At 70.3% G+C, this 23,197-nt stretch carries 13 protein-coding genes; 5 read left to right on the top strand and 8 right to left on the bottom strand.

The annotated features are described in order from the left end of the window. Positions 1–26 precede the first annotated feature (26 nt). Genes AC07OX_RS03215 through AC07OX_RS03195 form a run of 5 tightly spaced genes read right to left on the bottom strand, consistent with a single transcriptional unit; the run spans position 27 to position 14,754 of the window. Complete coding sequence (locus AC07OX_RS03215; RefSeq protein ID WP_492742909.1) at positions 27–950, bottom strand: hypothetical protein; 924 nt, start codon at positions 948–950, stop codon at positions 27–29. Further along, on the bottom strand, positions 943–1,764 hold the full coding sequence (locus AC07OX_RS03210; RefSeq protein WP_495259829.1) for a serine aminopeptidase domain-containing protein: 822 nt from the start codon (positions 1,762–1,764) through the stop codon (positions 943–945). The genes AC07OX_RS03215 and AC07OX_RS03210 overlap by 8 nt, the downstream gene beginning before the upstream one ends. Beyond that, positions 1,761–2,534, bottom strand: a complete 774-nt coding sequence (locus AC07OX_RS03205; protein WP_495259828.1) for a 4'-phosphopantetheinyl transferase family protein — start codon at positions 2,532–2,534, stop codon at positions 1,761–1,763. The genes AC07OX_RS03210 and AC07OX_RS03205 overlap by 4 nt, the downstream gene beginning before the upstream one ends. 2 nt (positions 2,535–2,536) lie before the next feature. Continuing rightward, positions 2,537–7,534, bottom strand: a complete 4,998-nt coding sequence (locus AC07OX_RS03200; protein ID WP_495259827.1) for an amino acid adenylation domain-containing protein — start codon at positions 7,532–7,534, stop codon at positions 2,537–2,539. Continuing rightward, a complete protein-coding gene (locus tag AC07OX_RS03195; protein WP_495259826.1) occupies positions 7,531–14,754 on the bottom strand; it encodes an amino acid adenylation domain-containing protein in 7,224 nt (2,407 codons plus the stop codon). Before AC07OX_RS03195 ends, AC07OX_RS03200 begins: the two co-directional genes overlap by 4 nt. Positions 14,755–15,999: 1,245 nt before the next feature. On the opposite strand from AC07OX_RS03195, the gene AC07OX_RS03190 reads away from it, so the two are divergent. The 4 genes from AC07OX_RS03190 (at position 16,000) to AC07OX_RS03175 (ending at position 18,477) form a co-directional block, all read left to right on the top strand. Further along, positions 16,000–16,122, top strand: coding sequence for a hypothetical protein (locus AC07OX_RS03190; protein ID WP_062479916.1), 123 nt, complete (start codon positions 16,000–16,002; stop codon positions 16,120–16,122). Between the two features lie 35 nt (positions 16,123–16,157). Next, positions 16,158–17,261 (top strand): NAD(P)/FAD-dependent oxidoreductase, encoded by a 1,104-nt coding sequence (locus tag AC07OX_RS03185; protein WP_495259825.1) that lies wholly within the window; start codon positions 16,158–16,160, stop codon positions 17,259–17,261. A gap of 133 nt (positions 17,262–17,394) precedes the next feature. Beyond that, complete coding sequence (locus AC07OX_RS03180) at positions 17,395–17,691, top strand: glycine zipper domain-containing protein (RefSeq protein ID WP_056580064.1); 297 nt, start codon at positions 17,395–17,397, stop codon at positions 17,689–17,691. Positions 17,692–17,775: 84 nt separating this feature from the next. Further along, positions 17,776–18,477, top strand: coding sequence for a phage holin family protein (locus AC07OX_RS03175; RefSeq protein ID WP_062479920.1), 702 nt, complete (start codon positions 17,776–17,778; stop codon positions 18,475–18,477). Positions 18,478–18,504: 27 nt separating this feature from the next. On the opposite strand, the gene AC07OX_RS03170 is transcribed toward AC07OX_RS03175, so the two are convergent. Further along, positions 18,505–19,584 (bottom strand): quinone-dependent dihydroorotate dehydrogenase, encoded by a 1,080-nt coding sequence (locus tag AC07OX_RS03170; RefSeq protein ID WP_495259824.1) that lies wholly within the window; start codon positions 19,582–19,584, stop codon positions 18,505–18,507. 40 nt (positions 19,585–19,624) lie between these two features. On the opposite strand from AC07OX_RS03170, the gene rpiA reads away from it, so the two are divergent. Next, positions 19,625–20,329: a ribose-5-phosphate isomerase RpiA gene (rpiA, locus tag AC07OX_RS03165; RefSeq protein WP_495259823.1), complete on the top strand. Its 705-nt coding sequence runs from the start codon at positions 19,625–19,627 to the stop codon at positions 20,327–20,329. A gap of 40 nt (positions 20,330–20,369) precedes the next feature. Here the strand turns inward: rpiA and AC07OX_RS03160 are convergent, their stop codons facing one another. Continuing rightward, positions 20,370–20,999: a glutaredoxin family protein gene (locus tag AC07OX_RS03160; protein ID WP_492727377.1), complete on the bottom strand. Its 630-nt coding sequence runs from the start codon at positions 20,997–20,999 to the stop codon at positions 20,370–20,372. Between the two features lie 59 nt (positions 21,000–21,058). After that, positions 21,059–23,107, bottom strand: a complete 2,049-nt coding sequence (locus AC07OX_RS03155) for a M3 family metallopeptidase (protein ID WP_495259822.1) — start codon at positions 23,105–23,107, stop codon at positions 21,059–21,061. Between the last annotated feature and the right edge of the window lie 90 nt (positions 23,108–23,197).

Raw genomic sequence — 23,197 nt, 5'->3', positions numbered from 1 at the left:
CAATCTCCTTGGCTTCGGTTGTTGTTTCAGGGCGCGGCGAGCGTGGCCGGGATCGCGCGCGGGGTGCCTGTCGCCGGACGGTCCTGCCGCTGCGGGCTGCCGGTGGCCAGACAGTGCTCGACGACCCAGTCGCCGACGGACTGCAGGAAGAGCTGCTGGCCCTTCACCGTGCAGACGGTGTGGTCCACGTCCCGCATGAACTCGTACTGCAGGCCCTGCATGAACGGTTCGCGGCGCAGGGCGCCGAGCTGGTCGCGGTCGCGGTCGCAGACATGCAGCGATCCCGAATACAGCAGCTGCACCGCCACCTCGCGTTCGACCAGCCGCTTCATCGTGGCTTCGAACCAGATCGCGTTGACGTTGGGCGGCCGCCGGTCCACGAAGTAGCCCGGCAGCGGCTTGCCCACCGTGCTGCCCGGCAGATGGCGCAGCACCCAGCGCCGCGCCTTGCCCGGGAACGACGGGTGCAGCGGCGCCGCGAGCGCGCGGCGCACCGTGAGCTCCCAGCGCGTGCGCCGCTGCGGGAAGGCAAAGCCGTCGAACAGCGAGAGCGCCACCATGCGCGCGTCCACCGCGGCGGCCGACATGGCGTGCTCCACGCCCGAGCACATGGCCACGGTCGCGAACTGGCCGATGCCCTGCATGCGTTGCACGAGGTCCATGGCGGCCTGCAGGCTGTGCACGGCGCGCGTCTGCAGGTCGGGCCCGGTGTCCAGCGCCTCGCTGTCGCCGATGCCGCCCAGGTCGAAGCGCAGGCTGCCCACGCCGCGCGCGGCCAGGAGGTGCGCCAGCTTCACGTTGATGCGGCGCGGCCCGACGCGGTGGTTCGCGCCCATGTTGAACATCAGGCAGGCAACCGGCGCCGCCGCGCGCTGCGCGGGCACGGTGAGCATGCCCATCAGTGCGTTGCCGGGGCCGAAGCACACCGGGGTCTGCGTCATGTCATTCATGGATCGCTCCCTGCAGGCGGTTGAGCGCATTGGCCGGCACCATCGCGCTGTGGGGAAAGGGGTCGGACGTCCAGTCCAGCGGGTGGCTCAGGTAGGCCAGGCGCACCGGCATGTGGCGTGACTGCTGCTCGGCCGCCCATTGCGCGGTGGACGTGTCGTCGGGCGGGGCCAGCACCAGGGTGTCGTGCAGGGCCGTGAGCGGCAGCGACTGCGGCGTGAGGGCGCGCAGCTGCGCCTGCAGCGCCGGCGAGAGACGCACGCCCAGCGCCTCCTCGGGCAGCGCATCCGGTTCCCGCGCGAGGTTGCGGCGCCAGGACAGGTCGGGAATGCAGAAGGTCGTGTCGATCGCCTCGACGTGGCGCTCGCGCAGCAGGCGCGCGTAGCCCGGCCCGTCGATCACCGGCTCCCAGAGCACCAGCCGCGCCGGGTCGCAGCGCCCGTTGCGCGCGGCCAGCACGGCCAGGGTGGCGCCCAGCCGCGCGCCGATCCACACGATGGCGGCATGGGGTGCGTGCCGCCGCAGCTCCTCGTGCGCCGCGCACAGGTCGCGGCGCCAGCCGTCGAGCTCGCCTTCGCTCTCGTCGCCCGGCGAGTCGCCGGAGCCGTAGAAGTCGAAGCGCAGCGTGGCGATGCCGGCGCGCGCGAGGCGTTCGGCCAGCACCTTGAAGAAGCGGTGGGTGCGCAGGCCCTCCTGCCCGAAGGGCGGGCACAGCAGCACCGCGGTGGGCTCGCCCCGTGCGTCGTCGGCGGCGTGGAACGCGCCGAAGACCTGGCGCGAGGCCGGCCCGAACATGAGGGGCGTGAAGAGGGTCATGCGACACCCCCTGCGCATCGCGCCTCGCTCATCCCCTTGCGCGGATTCAGGGGGCGCATGCGGCGGCCTTCGGGGTCGGCCTGCGAGGGCCGGGCACGGGCTTCGGTATGGCGCCATTCGGCGAGCGAGCCCACGCTGTCCGCCCGCGCGGGCGCCGGCCCCAGCGCCAGCACCAGGATGCGGCCGGCCACCGGCAGCTCGACGCTGCGGCTGTCCGGTGCCAGGCCCACGTCGAAGCTCTGCGGCGACACGAGCAGGCCCACGCCGATGGCCTTCAGGCAGGCTTCCTTGCGGGTCCAGCAGGTCAGGAAGGCCTGGTCGCGTTCGTGTGCGGGCAGGGCGGCCAGCGCCTCCTGTTCGCGCCGCGTGAAATGCGCCGCCGCCAGGTCGGCCGCGTCCGGCATCGGGCGCAGCAGCTCGACGTCGGCGCCCAGCGGGCCGCGACCGCCGATGGCGATCAGTGCCAGGCCCTGGCTGTGGCTCAGCGAGAACTGGGTGCGCGGATGGCCCGCCAGCGACGGCTTGCCGAAGGCGCCGGTGGCCAGCGTCAGTGCATCGGGGGCCAGGCCCGTGTACGCGCACAGCGCCTGGCGCAGCGCGACATGGGCCGCCACGAAGCGCTGCCGGTCGACGGGAAAGTGCAGGTTCTCGGCGCGTGCGCGCTCTTCCTCCGACAGCACCTGGGCGGGCAGGGTGTCGGTGAAGCTGTCCAGCTCGACGTACCGGCAGACCGGTGCGTCGATGGACAGTGCGTTGGCGGCGCCGGTCATGGTCACCCCTTGCGCAGCCAGCTGCCGAGCGCGCCGAGCAGCCCGCCGCGCTGTGCATGCGCGGCCGTGCCGGCGGCCAGGTCGGCGAGGTCCGAAGGCACGCCGTGCGGCGTGCCATGCGCCGAGGACGCGATCTGCCCGAGGTTCTCGAACAGGTAGCGGCGCGGCTCCACGCGGTGCCCCAGCGTCTGCGCCGCCTGCTGCACGGCGCGCAGCACCAGCAGCGAGTCGCCGCCGAGGTCGAAGAAGTTGTCGCTGGCGCGGATCTCGTCGACGTCGATGCCGATCACGTCGGCCCAGATCTGGGCCAGCTGGGCGTGCTCGGGACTGAGCAGGCCCCGCTTCGCCTCGCGCTCGTCGCCGTTGAGGGGCTCGGCCGGCGCACTCTTGTCCGCCTCGTCGGCCGCCAGCTTGCGCAGATAGCGTGCGCTGGCCGAGCCTTCGGTGCTGGCGATCTCCGCGAGCGTGGCGTTCGGGTGGTCGGCGACGCGGGCCAGCACCTCGAGATAACGCTCGCGCAACTGGGCGCCGGTCTCGCGCAGGTAGACGTCGGCGTTGTAGAGCAGCGCGCCTTCCAGGCCGTGCGGCTTGTCCATCAGCCACACGCCGACGTCGTCGGTGGCGCCGTGCTGCATCACGTGCACCTGGCGGGTCTGCAGGCTGCCGACGGTGCGCGCGCGCTCGCGGGCGTCCTGGAACGAGAACATCGCCTGGTAGGGCCCCGAGGCCTTGATCTGCCCCGCATAGCCGGGCTCGGCCATCAGGCGCTCGAAGGGCACCTGCTGGTGGTTCATCATCGACAACAGCTCCTGCTTCACGTAGCGCATGAAGTCGGGCAACGGCAGCGCCATGTCGACCGCGAGCGATACCGGCAGCACGTTGTTGAAGAAGCCCATGACGTCTTCCGTCTCGGCCTGCTGGCGCCCGCGCACCGGGTTCGCGATGACGATGGCGTCGTTGCCGGTCGCCTGGGCCATGGTCAGCGCGTAGATGCCGAAGGTCAGCATGCTGAGCGTCACGTCCATGTCGCGCGCCACCTCGCGCAGCCGCTGCGTGCTCTGCAGGTCGATGTGGATCCAGTGCGCGCCGCCCTGGCCGCTCTTGCCCGCGCGGCGCGGCATGTCGGTCCTTGGCGGACGCACGGCCCTGGCGCTGGCGAGCCGGCCGCGCCAGAACGCGAGCTGCTCTTCGCAGGCCGGCTCGGTCAGCCATTTCTCGAGCCACTCGGCATAGTCGCCATGGGTGGTGGCGAGCGCGGGCAGGTTGTGCGGACGGCCACGTTCGGCGGCGTCGTAGAACGCTCCCAGCTCGCGCTGCATCAGGTCGAAGGACCAGCCGTCCCAGATCAGGTGATGCGGCACGAACAGGAAGACGTGCTCGTTGTCGTCGAGCTGGAACAGGGTCGCGCGCATCATCGGTGCGCTGTGGATGTCGAGCGGCCGGTCGGCCAGCTCCTGCATCTGCTCGGCCAGCTCGGCCTCGCGCTGGTCAGCGGGCAGGCCGCGCAGGTCGACCAGCGGCAAGGCGAACTCCACCGACTCCGCGATCGACTGGATCGGGCGACCCGTGTCCTCGTCGAAGCCGATGCGCGTGCGCAGCGACGGCTGGCGGCGGATCATTTCGCGCAGCGCGCCTTCGAAGCGCGCGGCGTCGAGCTTGCCGGTGAGCCGCTGCGCCGAGGGCGCGTTGTAGACCGAACGGCCCGTGTACAGCTGCTCCATGAAGCGGATGCGTTCCTGCGAAGGCGTGAGCGGTGCGCTGCGGCGATCGGGGTGGCAGGCAATGGGCGCCTGCAGGCCGACGCCCGCGCCCTGCAGGGCCTCGATGACCGCGGTCAGCTTCTCGGCCGTGGGCGCCTCGAACAGCGCCCGCAGCGGCAGCGTGATCTGGAACTCGCGGCTCAGCAGCGTGGTGAGCCGCGCGGCCAGCAGCGAGTGGCCGCCCATGGTGAAGAAGTTGTCGTGCATGTCCAGGCCCGGCAGGCTCAGCACCTTCTCCATGACCGCGAGCACCTTGCGCTCGTGCGCGTTGCGCGGACCGGCGCCGCGCCGCACCTCGTTGCGCGCCACCGCCTGCGGCGGTGGCAGCGAGACGCGGTCGACCTTGCCGTTGGCCAGCGTGGGCAGGGCGTCGAGCGTCACCACGTGCTGCGGCAGCATGAAGGCCGGCAGGTGCTTGCGCAGGTGCACCATCAGCGCATCGAGGTCGAAGCCGCCGCCGGGCAGCAGCGCCAGGTAGGCCACCAGGCGCACGTCGCCGGGGTTGTCCTCGCGGGCCACGACCACGCTGCGCGAGACGCCGGCCACTTCGCAGCAGCGCACCTCGATCTCGCCGGGCTCGATGCGGTAGCCGCGCACCTTGACCTGGAAGTCGAGCCGGCCGAGGTGGTCGAGCAGCCCGTCGTTGCGCCAGCGGCCGCGGTCGCCGGAGCGGTAGACCTTCTTCGTGGCGCCGAAGATGCGCACCGTGACAAAGCGTTCGGCGGTCAGTGCGGGGCGGTCGAGGTAGCCCAGCGAGACGCCTTCGCCCGCGATGCAGATTTCGCCGGGCACGCCGATCGGGCAGGGCTGCAGGTCGGCGTCGAGGATCCAGATCTCGGTGTTGTCGACGGGCCTGCCGATCGAGATGCCGCGCGAGGCGATCTCTTCGGGACGCACATGCCAGGCCGTGGAATACACCGTCGTCTCGGTCGGGCCGTAGCCGTTCCACAGGCCTTCCATGCGCTCGCACAGCGCCAGCGCCATGCTCGGGCGCAGCGCCTCGCCGCCGGTCCAGCCGCGAAAGCCGGGCGTGCCGCCGGCCCACTGGGCATCGAGCAGCAGCTGCCACATGCCGGGCGTGGCCTGCAGCAGCGTGATCTGTTCGTCGTCGAGCGCCCGCGACAGGCGGTTGCCGTCCATCGCGACCTCGCGCTGCACCATCACCAGCTCGGCGCCCGCCGCCAGCGGCAGCAGCAGGTCGGGCACGGCCATGTCGAACGACAGCGTGGTGACGGCGGCGATGCGGTCGGACGGGCCGATACCCGATTCGCGCTGCATCCACTGCAGCAGGTGCGCCACGCCCCGGTGGTGCGCAATGACGCCCTTGGGCAGGCCGGTCGAGCCGGAGGTGTAGATCACGTAGGCCGCGTCTTCGGAGCCCGGGTCGTCGCTGCTCGGCGGCAGCGCTTCGCCCGACAGCTGGCGCCAGGCGGTGTCGCGATCGATCTCGAAGACGCGCTGGTCGGCGTCGGCGCGCCAGTCGCGCGGCGCCACCGCGATGTCGGACGAGGTCAGCATCAGGCTGAGGGTGGCGTCGCTGGCGTAGTGGTCCAGCCGCGCCTGCGGAAATGAGGTGTCCATCGGCACGTAGGACGCCCCCGCCTTGAGGATGCCCAGCATGGCGACGACCATCTCCAGGCTGCGTTCCAGGCACAGGCCCACGCGCTGGCCGCGGCCCACGCCGCGCGCGCGCAACGCACGCGCCAGGCGGTTGGACAGCGCATCGAGCTCGCCGTAGCTGCAGCTGCGCGCGCCGTCGCGCACCGCCGGGCGGTGGGGCTGCTGCGGCACGCGCGCCACGAAGCCGGCGTGCGCCAGCGGCGCGCCGCGCAACGGCACGCGCGCGGGCTGCAGCGCCAGCAGCGCACGCGCGGCGCCGGCGGACAGCACGTCGAGCCCGCCGATGGTGTCGTCGGGCTTGTGCGCGGCCGACTGCAGCACGCACTCGAACATGTCGAGCCAGCGCTGCACGCTTACGTCGTCGAACAGGTCGGTGTTGTATTGCGCCTCGACCTGCAGGCTGCCGGCGTGCGGGCGCAGGTTCACGAAGAGTTCGAAGTTCTCGTAGCGCCGGGCGATGGTGTCCTGCACCACATCGAGCGTGGTGAAGGCCTGCGCGCTGCTCGCCACGTCGGGGTCGACGTTGAAGGTCACGCTCACCAGCGGCAGCCGGCTCGGGTCGCGCTCGAGCGAGAGCTGGCCCAGCAGCGCGCCATAGGTCAGGGCCTGGTGATCGAACGCGTCGAGCACGGCGGTGCTGCATTCGTCCATCAGCGCGTCGAAGCGCATGGCGGGATGCGCGGCGATGCGCAGCGGCAGCAGGTTCACGCAATGGCCGACCAGGCCGGGCACGTCGTGCGCGAGCTGGCCCGAGGTCGGGATGCCGACCACGATGTCCTCCTGGCCCGTGAGGCGGTGCAGCGTCGCGACGAAGCCGCTGAGCAGGCCCGTGAACAGGCTGACGCCGGCCTTGGTGCTCGCGATGCGCACGGCGCCGACCACGCGCCGGTCGAGCAGGCGCTCGGCGCGGCGCGAATTGAAGGTGCGTGCGGCCGGGCGGGGGCGGTCCAGCGGCAGGTCGAGCACGGGCTGCGTGTTGCCCGCGAAGCGCTCCAGCCAGTAGTCGATGTGCGCCTGCATGTCGGGGCTCGCGGCCGCGATGGCTTCCTCGGCGGCGAAGTCGGAGAAGAGCGGCGCGGCCTTGAGTTTGAGCCCGATGCCGGTTTCCTCGGCATAGAGGTGGCCCAGCTGCTCGGTGATGACCGCCCACGACCAGCCGTCGCAGACCACGTGGTGCGCCGACATCACGAGCTCGTGCTCGTCATCGCCCAGGCGGTACAGCACCGCCCGGAACAGCGGGCCGTGCTCGAGCGAGAACGGCGTGCAGACCGCCTCGTCGTGGGCCGCGTGCAGCGCCTGCGCGAGGGCTTCGGGCGCGAGCCCGCCCAGGTCGTGGCGGACCAGGTGGTTCCCGGCCGGCGGGCTGACCAGCATGAAGGTGCCGTCCGGCGAGATCGTGGCGCGCAGCGCCTGGTGGCGTTCGAGCAGCCGGTCGGTGGCGCGCGCCAAGGCGTCGCCGTTCAGCGCGCCGCGCAGGCGCAGCACGACCGACTCGTTGTAGGCCATCGAGGCCTCGGGGCTCAGCGTGGCGCCGAGCCAGATTTCGCGCTGCGACTCGGTGGTCGCAATGATGCATTCGACGAGGCCACCGCTCGCGGTGGGCTTGAGTGCGGCGTTCATGCTGCGGCCTTTCCGTTGATGAGGCGCTCGTGCAAGGCGGCGTCTTCGGGTACGTACCAGTACGGCTGGCCGTCGCTGTCGCGGGCCAGCACGCTGCCGTCCTCGACGGGCTTGCGCGCGTCGAAGCGGGTGGGGGCGGGAGCGCGGCGCGGAAGGAAGCCGGATTCCTGCATCTCGGCGACCGACTCCTTGAAGGCGCGCTGCAGGAAGGCGATGTCCTCGGCGCTGTGCGCGCTCGTGAGGAAGCACGGGAAGTTGTCCAGGATGTGCACGCCGCGGCTGCGCATCATGGCGAACAGCAGGTCCTGCAGCGGCTGGTCTTCGAGCCAGCTCACGCGCCACAGCGAGGCGAAATGACGGATCTCGATCGGCGCGCCGACCTCCTGGCACCAGCCCGAGAGCTCCGTGGCCATGGCGGTCGTGCTGGCATTGAGCCCGGCCTGCAGCGCGGGCCCGACCTCTTTCAGGTGCGTGAGCGAGGCCTTGGCCGCGGCGAGCGCCAGCGGATGGCGCACGAAGGTGCCGGCGAAGTAGGTCACGCCCACGCCCGGGATCGAGTCGTCGCCGTACTGCCAGGCGCCGCCGTCGAGCGCGTCCATGAACTCGCGCTTGCCGGCGATCACGCCGACCGGAAAGCCGCCGCCGATCACCTTGCCGTAGGTGGCGAGGTCGGCGCGCACGCCGAACAGCTCCTGCGCGCCGCCCAGCGCGCTGCGAAAACCGGTGATGACCTCGTCGAAGATCAGGCAGCAGCCGTTCTTCGCGGTGACGTCGCGCACGTCGTGCAGGAACTCGCGCGGCTGGAAGTCGGGGCGGCGGCTTTGCACCGGCTCGACCAGCACGGCCGCCAGGTCTGCGGCGTTGTCACGGATGAAGGCCAGCGCCTCGGGCGTGCCGTAGTCGAGCACGCGGATGTCGCCGAACATGCCGCTCATCACGCCCGGTGCGGCCGACAGGCCCTTGCCGCCCTTGCCGGCGCGCACCAGCACTTCGTCGAAGGTGCCGTGGTAGGAGCCCGTGAAGGCCACCACCGTGCTGCGCCCGGTGACGGTGCGCGCGATGCGCAGCGCCGCCATCACGGCCTCGGAGCCGGTGTTGCACAGGCCGGCGCGCTCGCTGCCCGTGAGTTCGCAGATGAGGCGGGTCACGTCGGCCGCGAGCGGATGCTGCGGCCCGATCTCGTAGCCCGCATCAAGCTGGGCCCGCACGGCGTCCTGCACGAAATCGGGTTGCCAGCCGAACAGGTTCAGCCCGAAGCCGTTGAGCGCGTCGACGTACTCGTTGCCGTCGAGGTCCCACAGCCTGGAACCCTTCGAACGTTCGATCACGATCTGGTAGGTGATCTCCTTGGTCAGCGGACGAAAGCCGTTGACCACGCGCGGATCGGCCATGTGGGCACGGTTGTCCTCGGTGAAGCGCTTGCTCTTTGGCGTGCGCTCGACATAGCGCCGCACGAAGGTCGCCAGCCGCGCCTTCTGCCGCGCGCTGGGTTCGGCGGTGCGCTGGGTGTGGATGCGGGCAATGGCGCCGAAGGCCTTGTTGACGTCGTAGCGAAGCGGTGCTTCGGCGGGCGGTTGCGGCTGCGCGGCGGGTGCGGCCTCGGCCGACACGGGCACCGCCGCCACCGCCACTGGCGCGGCCGCGCCGGACAGGAGCGCGAGCTGCTGGCGCATCAGCTCCATCTGCTGCGCGATCACCTGGTTCAGCAGGCCGGTGGGCTGCGCAAGCCCTGGCGGTGGCGTTGGCATCGACACCTGCACGGCGGATGCCGCAGGCATGGCGGGCATGGCCGGCGTGGGGGGCACAGCCACCGGCTCGGCCTCGGGCGGCAGGCTCTTCAGCAGGTACGCGGCCAGCGCGTCGAAGCTGCGGTAGTTCTCCATCAGCTGCCGGAAGCTCAGCTCGACCTTGAAGCGTTTCTTGATCTGCGTGGCGGCCTGGGTCAGCGTGAGCGAGTCCATGCCGATCTCGCCGAACGGGGCCTGGCCCTCGGCCTGGGCCATGTCGATGCCCGAGATGTCTTCGAACAGGGCCCGCAATCGGCTGTCGACCGACGCCGCGCGCGACGCCTCGGGCGGCGGGGAAGAAGGCGGAGGAAGGTCAGGCGAGGGCGCTGCAGCGGTCACGATCGGCTCCAATGAAACAGGCAGGGCGGGCGCAAGGGCCGGCAACACCGGTGACACCGGTGCGGTGGGCGCGATGTCGACCCAGAGACGCTTGCGTTCGAACGGGTAGGTGGGCAGGCACACGCGCCGGGCGCCGGCGCGCGGTGCCAGCAGGGCGAGGTCGACCTCGGCGCCGCAGGTCCACAGGCGCGCGGCGGCCAGGCGCAAGGTCCGGGTCTCGTCGGCCGGCTCGCCGTGCAACAGCGACACCGCCACCGCGCCGGCCTTCGATGCCAGGGCCAGGCCTGGCAGGCGGTGCTGGCGCACCAGCGCGGCCAGCGTGTTGCGGGGACCGACCTCCACGAACACCGGATGGGTGGCGTCGTCCGCCGCGCTTTGCAGGGCGGGCGAGAAGCGCACGGTGCCGCGCAGGTGCTGCGCCCAGTAGGCGGGGCTCGTGGCCTGTGCGTCTTCGAGCAGGCGGCCGGTGAACGTGGAGTAGAGGGGGATCTGCGGCGCATGCAGCGCCACCTGGCTCACGAGCGCTTCGAAGGGCGCCACCGCGGCGTCCATCATGGCGGAGTGAAACGCGTGCGAGGTCTGCAGCAGCCGGCAGGCGACGCCCTCGGCTTCGAGCGCGGCCTGGAGTTCGGCGATGGCCTCGGTGGGGCCGGCGGCCACGCAGGCGCCGGGTGCGTTCTCCGCGGCGAGCGAGACCTGGGGCGAGGCCGCGAGCCGCGCGGCCAGCGCGTCCGCGCCGAGCCGCACCGACAGCATCGTCCCGGCGGGCTGGGCCTGCATGAGCGCGCCGCGGCGGGCAATGAGCCGGGCCGCATCTTCCAGGCGCATCACGCCGGCGATCACGGCCGCGACGAATTCGCCGACGCTGTGGCCGATCAGCGCGTGCGGGCGCAGGCCCAGCGACAGCAGCCGCCGCGCGAGCGCGTACTCGAGGGTGAAGAGCGCGGGCTGCGTGACGGCTGTCGGCGCGAGCGCCTGCGGGTCGTCTGCGAACAGGCGCTCGCGCAGGTCGAAGTCCAGCGCGCCGTCGAAGGCACGCACGCAGTTGTCGAACGCGGCCGCGAACACCGGATCGCCGGCATGCAGCGCGCGGCCCATGCCCGGGTACTGTGCGCCCTGGCCCGGGAACATCAGCACGGGCTGCGGTGCGCGCTCGGCGATCCGGTCGCTCACGCGCCACGCCGTGTTCTCCGAGCGCAAGGCCTCGATGGCCTGCGCCGCATCGCCGGCCACCACGGCGCGGCGGAAGGCATGGGCCTTGCGGCCGACGCACAGGGTGAACGCCGCGTCGGCCAGGCAAAGCCCGGGCTGCTCCTCCAGGTGCGTGGCCAGCTGCTGCGTCGCGACCGCGAGCGCGGCCTCCGAGCGCGCCGACAGCGCCAGCACATGGACGCCCGGCTGCGTGGTGCGTGCCTGCCGCGCCGGCGCTTCCTCGAGCACGACGTGCGCGTTGGTGCCGCCGACACCGAAGGAGCTGACGCCCGCGCGGCGCGGCAGCGCGGCCCGCGGCCACGGCTGCAGCTGGTTGCTGACGTGGAACGGCGTGCGCGCGAAGTCGATCGCCGGGTTCGGTGCCGTGAAGTGCGCGGTGGGCGGAATCAGCTCGTGGTGCAGCGACAGCGCCGTCTTGATGAGGCCGGCGGCGCCCGCGGCCGTGACCATGTGGCCCACGTTGCTCTTGAGCGAGCCCAGCGTGCAGTAGCCCCGCGCGTCGGTGTGTTCGGCGTACGCGACGGCCAGCGCCTCGACCTCGACCGGGTCGCCCATCGGCGTGGCGGTGCCGTGCGCTTCCACGTAGGAAATGCTGCGCGCGTCCACGTCCGCCGCGGCCAGCGCGGCGCGGATCACCGCCGCCTGGCCGTCCACGCTGGGCGCGGTGAAGCTGGCCTTGGCGCCGCCGTCGTTGTTGACGCAGGCGCTGCGCAGCACGGCATAGACGGTGTCGCCGTCGGCCTGCGCGTCGGACAGCCGCTTGAGCAGCACCACGGCGGCGCCGTCGCTGAACACGGTGCCCTTGGCCTGCGCGTCGAAGCTGCGCGTGTGGCCGTCGGGCGAGAGCATCGAGCCCTCGTTGTAGAGGTAGCCGCTGCGCGGCGGGCAGGTGACCGAGGCGCCGCCTGCCAGCGCCATGTAGCACTGGCCCGTGCGCAGCGCGTGGAAGGCCTGGGCCACCGCGACCAGCGAGGTCGAGCACGCGGTGTTGACGCTCACCGCCGGCCCGCGCAGGTTGAGCCGGTTGGCCACGCGGGTGGTGATGTAGTCCTTCTCGTTGGCCAGCATCACCTGGAACTCGCCGACGGCCTCCACGAGGTCGGGCCGCGAGGCGACGTGGCGCTGGAAGTAGGTCGCGTTGTACGTGCCCGCATACACGCCCACCGGGCCCGGCGCTTCGTCGGGCACGTAGCCCGCGCGCTCCAGGCACTCCCAGCAGATCTCGAGGAACACGCGGTGCTGCGGGTCCATCAGCGCGGCTTCCTTCGGGCCGATGCCGAAGAAGGCGGCATCGAAGCCCTCGATGCCGTCGATCACGCCGCGCGCCCGCACGTAGGCCGGGTCGCGGCGCAGCGACTCGCTGACGCCGGCGTCCAGGCTGGCGTCATCGAAGAAGCTGATGGTGTCGCGCCCGGCGACGAGGTTGTCCCAGAACTGCTCCACATCGCCCGCGCCGGGGAAGCGACCGGCGGTGGCGATGAGAGCGATGGGCTCGGGGACGCTGGCGGCGTCCTCGCGCACGGGCACGGGTTGTGGCGCCTGCGGCGCCTCGCCAGCCGACTGCAGTTGCGCCGCGATGGCGCCTGGCGTCGGGTGGCGAAAGAAGAGGTTGGTCGACAGCGGCGGCGCGCCTTCGCGCTGCAGGTCCGCCAGCACCTGCAGCACCAGCAGCGAGCTGCCGCCCAGGTCGAAGAAGTTGTCGTGGCGCCCGGCCTTGTCGATGCCCAGCGCGCGCGCGAAGGCGTCGCAGACCTGTTGTTCGAGCGCGTCGCGCGCGGCCTCGAAAGGCTGCACGAGTTCGGGGCGCTCGGCGGCCGGCTCGGGCAGGGCGTTGCGGTCGAGCTTGCCGTTGGGCGTGACGGGGAGCTGCGCGAGCCACACCTGCGCCGACGGAAGCATCACCGCGGGCAGGCGGGCCGCCAGGTGCGCGCGCAGCGTGTCCCACGCCAGCTTCTGCGTGCGCGCGACCAGATAGGCGACCAGGCGCAGCTGGCCGTCGCGACCCGGCCGCGCGACCACCGCGCAGGACTGCACCGCGGGGTGCGCGAGGATGGCCGCCTCGACCTCGCCGGTCTCGATACGGTGGCCGTGGATCTTGACCTGGCCGTCGATGCGGCCGATGAATTCGATCGTGCCGTCGGGCAGCCAGCGGGCGAGGTCGCCGGTGCGGTAGAGCCGCTCGCCCGGCGCACCGAAGGGGTCGGGCACGAAGCGCGCGGCCGTGAGTTCGGGCTGGCCCAAATAGCCGCGCGCCAGGCCGTGTCCGCCGATGCACAGCTCGCCCACGAGTCCGCTGGGCAGCAGCTCGAGCGTCGGGCTCAGCACGCGCAGCACGGTGTCCTTGATCGGGCGCCCGAGCGGTACCGAGCGCGGGCCCGCTGCGATCGCGGCGCGTTCGATGCGATGGGTGGTCGCGAAGGTCGTGCACTCGGTCGGCCCGTAGCCGTTGCTGAGCGTGAGCCCGGGGAGTGCGTCGAGCGCGCGCCGCACATGGGGTACCGACAGCGCCTCGCCGCCGGTGAACAGGTGCGCCAGGCCCGCGAGGTGCTGCGGATCGCCGTCGACCATGGCGTTGAAGAGCGAGGCCGTGAGCCAGGCGGTGTGGACCTCGTGGCGGGCGATGGTGCGTGCGAGGCCGGCGCCGGTGGGTACCCGTTCGCCGTGGATCACGCAGCGCCCGCCGTTCAGCAAGGACCCCCAGACCTCGAGCGTCGAGGCGTCGAAGGCGAGCGGCGCCGCATGCAGCATCGCGCGCCCGGGTGTGAGCTCGATGTAGTCGACATCGACGACGAGCCGCAGGATGGCGCGATGGCCGATCTCGATGCCCTTGGGTACGCCGGTCGAGCCCGAGGTGTACATGAGGTACGCCAGCGATTCGCCGTCGAAGGCCGGGGGTGTCCACGGCGTGGCGTCCACGCCGTCTTCGGGCGCATCGATGCGCACGGCGGTGCGGGAGGCCGGCACGAGAGAGGCCAGCGCCTCGGTCGTCACGACCCGGGTCACGCCGGCCTGGTCGAACATCGTGGCGACGCGTTCGGGCGGAAAGTCGGTGGGTACCGGCACGTAGGCCGCGCCCGCCTTGAGGATGCCGAGCATGGCGACGATGGCGGCCATCGAGCGCTCGAACACCATCCCGACGGGGTCGCCTGCGTGCACGCCCGACTGCTGCAGGCGCTGTGCGAGCCGGTCGCTGCGCGCGTCGAGCTCGGCGTAGGTCATCGTTTCGTCGCCTTCCACCAGCGCCACGGCGTCGGGCGTGGCCGAGGCCCGGCGGCCGAACACGGTGGGCACGGTGAGCGACAGGTCGGGCGCGGCGGGCGGCGTGGCCCAGGCGGCGAGCTGGTCGCGGCGGTCGGCGTCGGGCAGGGCGCGGATGTTGTGAAGCGCCGCACCGGGATGCACCAGCAGATCGGCGGCGGTGTCGGCGATGGCTGCGAGCAGGCGGCTGGCGCAGGGCGCGTCCATCAGGCTCGCGTCGACGTCCAGATGCAGGCTGGCGGGGAGTTCTGTCCGGGCTTCGAGCCGCAGGGGTGGCTGGGTGTCGGCGGTGTGCGGCGTGGCCCGCCGGTCGAGGTCGAGCTGGGTCAGCCACGCGCTCGCGGTGCCGGGCAGCGACGTCGGCATGCCGTGAGACCCCGGCAGGGCCGCGCCCAGCCAGCGCGATTGCAGCAGCAGCCAGGCACCCACGAAGAGCGTGTCGGGCAGGTACCCCGTGGTGCCCAGCGAGGCGAGCCAGCGCTGCGCGAACCCGGCTTCGAGGGCCAGCGAGACGTCGAGCCGTTCGCCTGCCGCCGCGCGCGCGGGCGGCGACACGAACAGATCGCCCAGCGCGGCCAGCGAGGCCACGGCGGCCTCCGGCGACGAAGCAATGTGGGTTTCCATGCAATTACCCGGCTGCAGACTGTGAATGGAAAATTCAATTGAAGGAATCGAATTGATTTCAATTGGATTTGGTTCTTGGTTTGTCGCGATCCTATGAACTTGGCGAGCCTTCTGTTTGGCTCTTTTCTCCATGTTTACATTTGGATATAAATATTTCCGAATCGAACTACCTAAGCCATGACATTTGAGGTACCAAGGCCATTTGTGGTGGGCGTTTTGTCACCCCTGTAGGAAGCCATGATGGAACGTCGATTCAAAAAAATGGCGATTCTTCTTCGGTATGTCTGCAGACCTGAGAGTCTGAGTTTCGGTATAACTTCTATGAAGATTTCTAAAATCAGACAAGTTTTGACGGTTGACAAGAAACTTTTCGCGAATTGAGACAGTTGGAAGGAATCGGTATTCGAGCGTTGAGCACTCAGAATGGGGTAGATATTTTTCTTCTGTGGAATGGTTTTTTCGTCTTTTGGTTAATTCAAGGGTGAATTTGGAAATCCTCAAAAGGCCTAAAAGATCTAATGAAAAATGTTACTTATCATCTGATTTTTGGTGCCTGGGATGCAATTTTTCGTGGTTCTTGGTGATCATTGAAATTCAAATGATGTCCATTGTTTTAATGAAATAGAGAGCAATGGGGGTCGAGGTACTTTCCCCTCTGTCAGCGCACGGAGCGCGGGGATGCATTGCGACAATCGCCGGCGAATTTCGGAAAGGCGGTCGCGCCATGGGTACCGGCATTGATCCCGGCTGATTTCTGTCGCGCCGGCCGGAAGGCCCGAACCGGGTCCGGGCATCGATGCAGCGGGCCCGTCATTTCGTCCGCAATTCACCGCCGGACCGCGGCGCGAATGCTTTGCGGGCACGGGTTTTTTCAGGCCGGACAGACGGCGTTTTTTCGACGCGACCAGCGGGTCGTGGGGGCCGCGCCGGGCACGCGGTCCCAGGCAGGCGCTTTGTCACGCTCGCATGCACGCCGGGCAGGGCGCATGGCTCCCTCACCAAAGGGCGCTTCGCTCATGTGCGAAGGCACGGCGATGCCTAGACTGGCCCTGCCATGCATCGTCCACTGTGATCCTCCCTGTGTGGTGTGGGAGGGGCGAGGACACAGCAGCGTGCGTGGCCCTGTTGCTGGAGTGCCTGGGCGAAGGCCTTGTCGGTGCGCACCGACGACGCCTTCCGCCACGGGCCGCTTGCAGGCGCGTGAGGACGCGCTAGAACGAAGAGATGGAACGAAGGAGTGCAGCCATGGCCACCCAACCCGATCTTCCGTCTCCGATCACGCCCGACCTGCCGGTCGAGCCCGACGAAGGGCCGGAGCACGCGCCCGACGAGCCCACCGACCCCGAGCCGCCGCCGAGCGCGAGGTAGGCAGAACGCCCGTCGCGCCGCGCTAAGCTCGCGCGATGGATGAAATCGATTGCGCCGTCATCGGTGCCGGCGTGGTGGGTCTGGCCGTGGCGCGCGCATTGGCGCTCGCGGGCCGGGAGGTGCTGGTGCTGGAGTCCGAAGGGGCCATCGGCACGGGAACGAGTTCGCGCAACAGCGAGGTGATCCACGCGGGCATCTATTACCCGCAGGGCTCGCTGAAGGCGACGCTGTGCGTGGAAGGACGCGACGCGCTCTACAGCTACGCGCAGGCACGCGGCGTGCCGCACAGCCGCTGCGGCAAGCTCATCGTGGCGACCTCGGCCGAACAGGTGGGGCAGCTCGACGCGATCCGCGCCAAGGCCGCGGCCAATGGCGTGGACGACCTGGTGCTGCTCACCGCGCAGCAGGCCAACGCGATGGAGCCGCAGCTGCATTGCGTGGCGGCGCTGCATTCGCCGAGCACGGGCATCGTCGACAGCCACGCGCTGATGCTGGGCCTGCTCGGCGACCTCGAGAACGCAGGCGGCATGCTGGCGCTCAAGTCGCCCATCGAACGCGCCGAATGCGTGGATGGGGCCGTCGTGCTGATCGCCGCCGATGGCACGGCCCTGCGTTGCCGCACCGTGGTCAATGCCGCCGGGCTGGGCGCGCCGGCGCTGGCGCGGCGCTTCGAAGGCATGCCGGCGTCGGTGGTGCCGCGCGAGCACTTCGCCAAGGGCAGCTACTTCACGCTCGCGGGCCGCGCGCCGTTCGGGCGGCTCATCTATCCCGTGCCGGAGCCGGGCGGGCTCGGCGTGCACTTGACGCTGGACCTCGGCGGGCAGGCCAAGTTCGGGCCCGACGTGCAGTGGGTCGAGGCGGCCGACGACCTCGTGGTCGATCCCGCACGCGGCGAGCGTTTCTACGACGAGGTGCGCAGGTACTGGCCGGCGTTGCCCGACGGCGCGTTGATCCCGGGCTATGCGGGCATGCGCCCGAAGATCTCGGGGCCGGACGCGCCCGCGGCCGACTTCATGATCGCGGGGCCGGCGTCGCATGGGGTGCCGGGGCTGGTCCATCTCTTCGGCATCGAGTCGCCCGGACTCACCAGTTGTCTGGCCATCGGACGGCACGTGGCGGACCTGCTCGCCGACGCCTGATGCATGCACTCGGGCACAACTGAGCACATCTGTCGCGCATGAGGGGCTTTCGAGCCTGTAACATGACAGCACGCCATATGCTGGCGTGAAGCCGCCGGCGCGGTGCCGGTGTCATCACGGAGGAAAGATTCCAATGAGTGCATCCAACAATCTTGAAGCAGCAGCCGAAGACATCGCAAGCGACGTGCGCGGCGTGCTGGCCAGCAAGGACCTGGATTCGGTTCCCCACATCAAGGCGCTGCGCCAACGCATCGACACCAAGCTCGCCATCGCGCGCGAGCTGGCTTCCGAAAAGAGCAAGCTGGCCGCCAAGAAGGCGCGCCAGGCGGCCACCGCCACCAACACCTACGCCCACGATGAACCTTGGCAGGTTGCCGGTGCCGCACTGGCCGTCGGCGTGCTGGTGGGCCTGTTGCTTGGCCGCCGCTGAGCGTCACTGCACCCGCCTGAGCGCACACCGCCGTCCCTTCGTTCGCCGTTGCCACACTGTGGCCGGTGAGGGCGGAGGCGGCGCATGAGACTGCTGTCCCTGTTCGGGCTCGATGCCCGCATCCGCCGGTTGCGCATCGCCGCCGCCGAAGGTGCGCTGGCGGCCGAGGACCGGGTGCAGTTGCTGCGCATGGCCTGGGAGGACGAGAAGCAGCGCCTGAAGCTGACCCTCGTCCTGGTCGTCGCCGTGCTGGGGCTGACCACCGTCGCGGTGGCGCTGCTCTCGATGGCGGTGGTCGTGCATTACTGGGACACGCCGTACCGCGTCACCGCCGCCTGGGTGGTGGCCGGTGTCTGGGCGGTGCTGTGGCTGGCGGCCGTCATCGGCCTGATGCGCAGCCTGAGCAACGCCTCCAACAGCTTCGTTCCGACCTTTCAGGAGTTCGAGCGCGACTGGGCCTGGGTCCAGGACCGCTTCAACCTCGGCAAGGACCCGGAGCTGGACGACGAAGCGCCGCGTCCGCCGCGCCCCGCCACGCGCGAAGAGCTGCTGGCCCGCATGGACCGCCAGCGCGAGCGCATCGCCACCCTGCAGGGCGGTCGCGAGACGCAGCCGGCCTCGGGCGAGCCCGTCAACGAATCGGCCGCGGCAACCGCGTTGCGCATTGCGCGCGAGCACCCGGTGGCTGCCGGGGTGGTCGCTGCCGCTGCCGTGGCGGTGATCCGCCCGAAGCGGTTGCTGCGCTGGGCCACGGTCATTGCGCCGGTGCTCTGGCGCATGCGCTGAGCCACCGGTAGCTAGAAGAAAACCGGCTCAGGCCTTGCGGCGATCCCGCTGCAGCGCCTGGGCCGTTTCGCGGACCAGCCCGGGGCCGCGATAGATCAGGCCGGTGTAGATCTGCACCACGTCCGCGCCCGCGGCGATCTTGGCCTTGGCATCGGCCGCACTCAGGATGCCGCCCACCCCGATGATCGGAAAGTCCTTGCCCAGTGCCGCGCGCAGTTGCGCGATCACGCGGTTGCTGGCTTCGCGCACCGGCGCGCCCGAAAGGCCACCGGCTTCCTGGGCGTGCGGCAGGCCGGCCACCGCGTCGCGCGCGAGCGTGGTGTTGGTGGCGATCACGCCGTCCATGCGGTGGCGCTGCAGCGTGGCGGCAATCACCGCGACCTGTGCGTCGTCGAGGTCGGGGGCGATCTTCACGAACAGCGGCGCGCGCTTGCCGTGGCGCGTGGCCAGCGCTTCGCGCCGCTCGGCCACGGCGCCCAGCAGGGCGTCGAGCGCTTCGTCGCTCTGCAGCGAGCGCAGGTTGGCCGTGTTGGGGCTGGAGATGTTGATCGTCACGTAGTCCGCGTGCGGGTAGACGCCGTCCAGGCAGGCCAGGTAGTCGTCCACCGCGCGCTCGATCGGCGTGGCCGCGTTCTTGCCGATGTTCAGGCCCAGCAGCATCGGCGACTTGCCGCCGCCGGCCAGCTTGCGAAAGCGCGCCTTCTGCACGTTGGCCAGGAAGGCGTCGAGCCCTTCGTTGTTGAAGCCCAGGCGGTTGATCAGTGCGTCGCGCTGCGGCAGGCGGAACATGCGCGGCTTCGGGTTGCCGGGCTGGCCCTTGGGCGTGACCGTGCCGACTTCGACGAAACCGAAGCCCATGGCCGCGAAGGCGTCGATGCAGCGCGCGTTCTTGTCCAGCCCGGCGGCCAGGCCGACGCGGTTGGGGAAATTCAGGCCTGCCAGCTGGATCGGGTCTTCGACGCGCGTCGCCGCGTAAGCGCAGGCCAATGGCGTGTTCTGGGTGCGGGCCAGGCCGTCGAGGGTGATCTCATGGGCGTGCTCGGGGTCGAAACCGAACAGAAAAGGGCGGGCCAGGCCATAGAGCGAAGAGGGCAACAGCAGGGGCATCGGATAATTCTCGACTTCAATGAGCCAAGGATTCTCCGCGATGACCGCACCCGCCTCCCCAACCCCTCTTTCCCAGGATGAACTCAAGGCCCAGGTCGGCCTTGCCGCGCTGGCCTACGTGGTCAAGGGCGAAATCGTCGGCGTGGGCACCGGCTCCACGGTCAACAAGTTCATCGACGCGCTGGCCACGATCAAGGACGAGATCAAGGGCGCCGTCTCCAGTTCGGTCGCGTCCACCGAGCGCCTGCGCGCACTGGGCATCCCGGTGTTCGACAGCAACGAGGTGGAAGAGCTGGCCGTCTACATCGACGGCGCCGACGAGATCGACCACCGGGGCTTCATGGTGAAGGGCGGCGGCGCGGCGCTCACGCGCGAGAAGATCGTCGCGGCGCAGTCCAAGCGCTTCGTCTGCATCGCAGACGCCTCCAAGCTGGTCGAGACGCTCGGCGCCTTTCCGCTGCCGGTGGAGGTGATCCCGATGGCCGTGCGCCGCGTGATGCGCCAGTTCGCCGGCTTGGGCGGCATCGCCCAGGTGCGCGAAAAAGACGGCCTGCCGCTGGTGACCGACAACGGCCAGCACATCGTCGACGTGACCGGCCTGCGGATCACCGACCCGCGCGCCTTCGAATCCGAAGTGAGCCAGTGGCCCGGCGTGGTGACGGTGGGGGTCTTCGCGCACCAGAAGGCCGACGTGTGCCTGCTGGGCACGACGTCGGGCGTGAAGACGTTGCAGTTCGCCGGCTGAGCGGCGGCGATGCAGCACGGGGGCGAGGCCCCCGTCGTTCCTAGAACTTGATGCCGGCCGGGTTGTTCGGGCCCGGCGCGTTCGAGGGCGGCGCCGGCGCGGGGTTCGGCGGCTGCAGGGGCGTGTCGGTCGCACGGGGGGCGGCCGCCGCCGGTGCCTGCTGCGCGACGAGCGGGCGCGCAGCCGGCGGGCGGTAGCCTGCGGGCAGGCTGTTGCTCTTGGGATAGCCGGCCGCGTCGAGGTAGCGCGACCATTCCACATCCGAGAAGCCCTTGAGCTGCTGCGACCCGACGGTCAGCAGCGGCAGCGCGTTCTGTCCGCTCAGGCGCTGCAGGGCGTCGACGTCCTCGTTGCTCTTGATGGTGCGTTCCTCGAAGGGAATGCCGCGCGTGGTGAGCAGCGTGCGCGCCTCGTTGCAGGGGCTGCAGCCCTCGCCGCTGTAGAGCGTGACGGGGTAGCGCTGTGCCACCTGGCGCAATTCGTAGGGAAGCCCGCTGTTCGTCGGCGCGTTGACGCCGGCCGGCTGGGGCCCGCCCGTCGGCGCGTTGGTGACGACGGGGGGCTGGTCCGAGAACGTGACCTTGCCGTTCTTGTCGACCTGGCGGTAGACCGCCTGCGCCAGCACGCTGGCGGTCGACAACACGAGGACCAGGCCGATCAGGCCGCGCATCGGGAGTTTGTAAAAAGTCGGATACATATCTCCCGAGTATCGCAAGCTTCAGCGCCGTATCAAGCGGGCTGGGCCTGAGCCATGCCCTGATGTCGCAGCAGCGCATCAAGCTGCGGTTCGCGGCCCCGGAAGGCCTTGAACGAATCCATGGCGCTGCGGCTGCCGCCGGCCTCCAGGATGGCCTGGCGGTACCGGCGGCCGGTCTCGATGTTGGGTTCGCCGTCGGCGCCCACCGTTTCCTCGAAGGCCGCGTAGGCGTCGGCGCTCAGCACCTCGGCCCACTTGTAGCTGTAGTAGCCGGCCGCGTAGCCGCCCGAGAAGATGTGGCTGAAGGTGTTCGGCGTTCGGCTGAAGGGCGGCGAGGGCATCACGGCCACTTCGGCGCGCACCTGGCCGAGCAGCGCCATCACGGCGCCCGGGGCGGCAGCAGCAGCCTGGTGCTCGGTGTGCAGCAGCATGTCGAACAGCGAGAACTCGATCTGGCGCAGCGTCTGCAGCCCGCTCTGGAAGTTCTTGGCGGCGGTCATCTTGTCGAACAGCGCGCGCGGCAGCGGCTCGCCGGTGTCGACGTGGGCCGTCATGTGGGCGAGCACGTCCCATTCCCAGCAGAAGTTCTCCATGAACTGGCTCGGCAGTTCGACCGCGTCCCACTCGACGCCGCTGATGCCCGACACATCGCGCTCGTTCACCTGCGTGAGCATGTGGTGCAGGCCGTGGCCGAACTCGTGGAAGAGGGTGGTCACGTCGTCGTGCGTGAGCAGCGGCGGCTGGCCGTCGACACCGCTGGCGAAGTTGCAGACCAGCTGCGCGATCGGCGTCTGGAGCACGCCATCGTCGGGGCGCAGCCAGCGGGCGCGCACGTCGTCCATCCACGCGCCGCCGCGCTTGGCGGCGCGGGCGGAAGGGTCGAGGTAGAACTGGCCGACCTTCTGGCCGGCGCGCTCGATGCGATAGAACTCGACGCTCGGGTGCCAGGTGGGCGCGCTGTCGCGGCGGATCGACACCTCGAACAGCGTCTCGACGATCTTGAAGAGGCCCGCCATCACCTTCGGCGCGGGGAAGTACTGCTTCACCTCCTGCTCGCTGAAGGCGTAGCGCGCTTCCTTGAGCTTCTCGCCGACGTAGGTCCAGTCCCAGGCCTGCGGGTCGACGAGGTTCAGTTGTTCGGCCGCGAAGGCACGCAGGTCGGCCAGGTCGCGCTCGCCGTAGGGCTTGGCCTTGGCGGCGAGGTCGCGCAGGAACTTGACGACCTGCTCGGGCGATTCGGCCATCTTGGGCACGACCGAGAGTTCGCCGAAATTCTTGTAGCCCAGCAGCTTCGATTCTTCCTCGCGCAGCGCGAGGATCTCGGTGATGAGCGCGGTGTTGTCGAACTTCGGGTCGCCGAGTTCGCTGGCGCGCGTGACGTAGGCGCGGTACAGGGTTTCGCGCAGCGCGCTGCTCTTGGCGAACTGCATCACCGGCAGGTAGCACGGCATCTTGAGCGTGAGCTTGTAGCCCTTCTTGCCTTCGGCCTCGGCGGCCGCGCGCGCGGCGCTCACCACGTCTTCGGGCACGCCGTCGAGTTCACCGAGCTGCGCGTAGTGCGCGAAGGCGTCGGTGGCGTCGAGGGCGTTCTCGCTGAACTTCTGGCTCAGCTCGGCCTGGCGTTCCTGGATGTCGGCAAAGCGCTGCTTGGCCTCGCCCTGCAGCTCGGCGCCGCCGAGCACGAAGTTGCGCACGGCGTTCTTGTGCGCCTGGCGCTGCTCGGGGTTGAGCGTGGCCGGGTCGATGGCCTTGTACTTGGCGTACAGGCGCTCGTCGGAGCCCAGGCGGGTCCAGAAGGCGGTGACGCGCGGCATGGCCTCGTTGTAGGCGGCGCGCAGCTCGGGCGTGTCGGCCACGGCGTTGAGATGGCCGACAGCGCCCCAGGCGCGGCTGAAGCGTTCGGAGGCCACGTCGAGCACCTTGGAGATCGCGATCCAGTCGGTCGGGAATTCGGGCGCCGTCACCGTCTGCAGCGCGGCCTCGGCATCGGCCAGCAGCGCGTCGACCGCGGGCGACACGTGTTCGGGCTTGATGCGGTCGAACAGGGGGAGGTCGGTGAAGTCGAGGAGCGGATTGGTCATGTGAAAGATCCTGGGCGAGCGTAGCGAAGCCATTTCGGGAACCTCCGCGGAACCGGCTTTGCCGGGCCGCTGGTGGTGCCCGTTGAGGGG

The sequence above is a fragment of the Variovorax sp. GW821-FHT09D07 genome (genome assembly GCF_059416345.1).
This window is presented reverse-complemented; position numbering and strand designations above follow the sequence as displayed.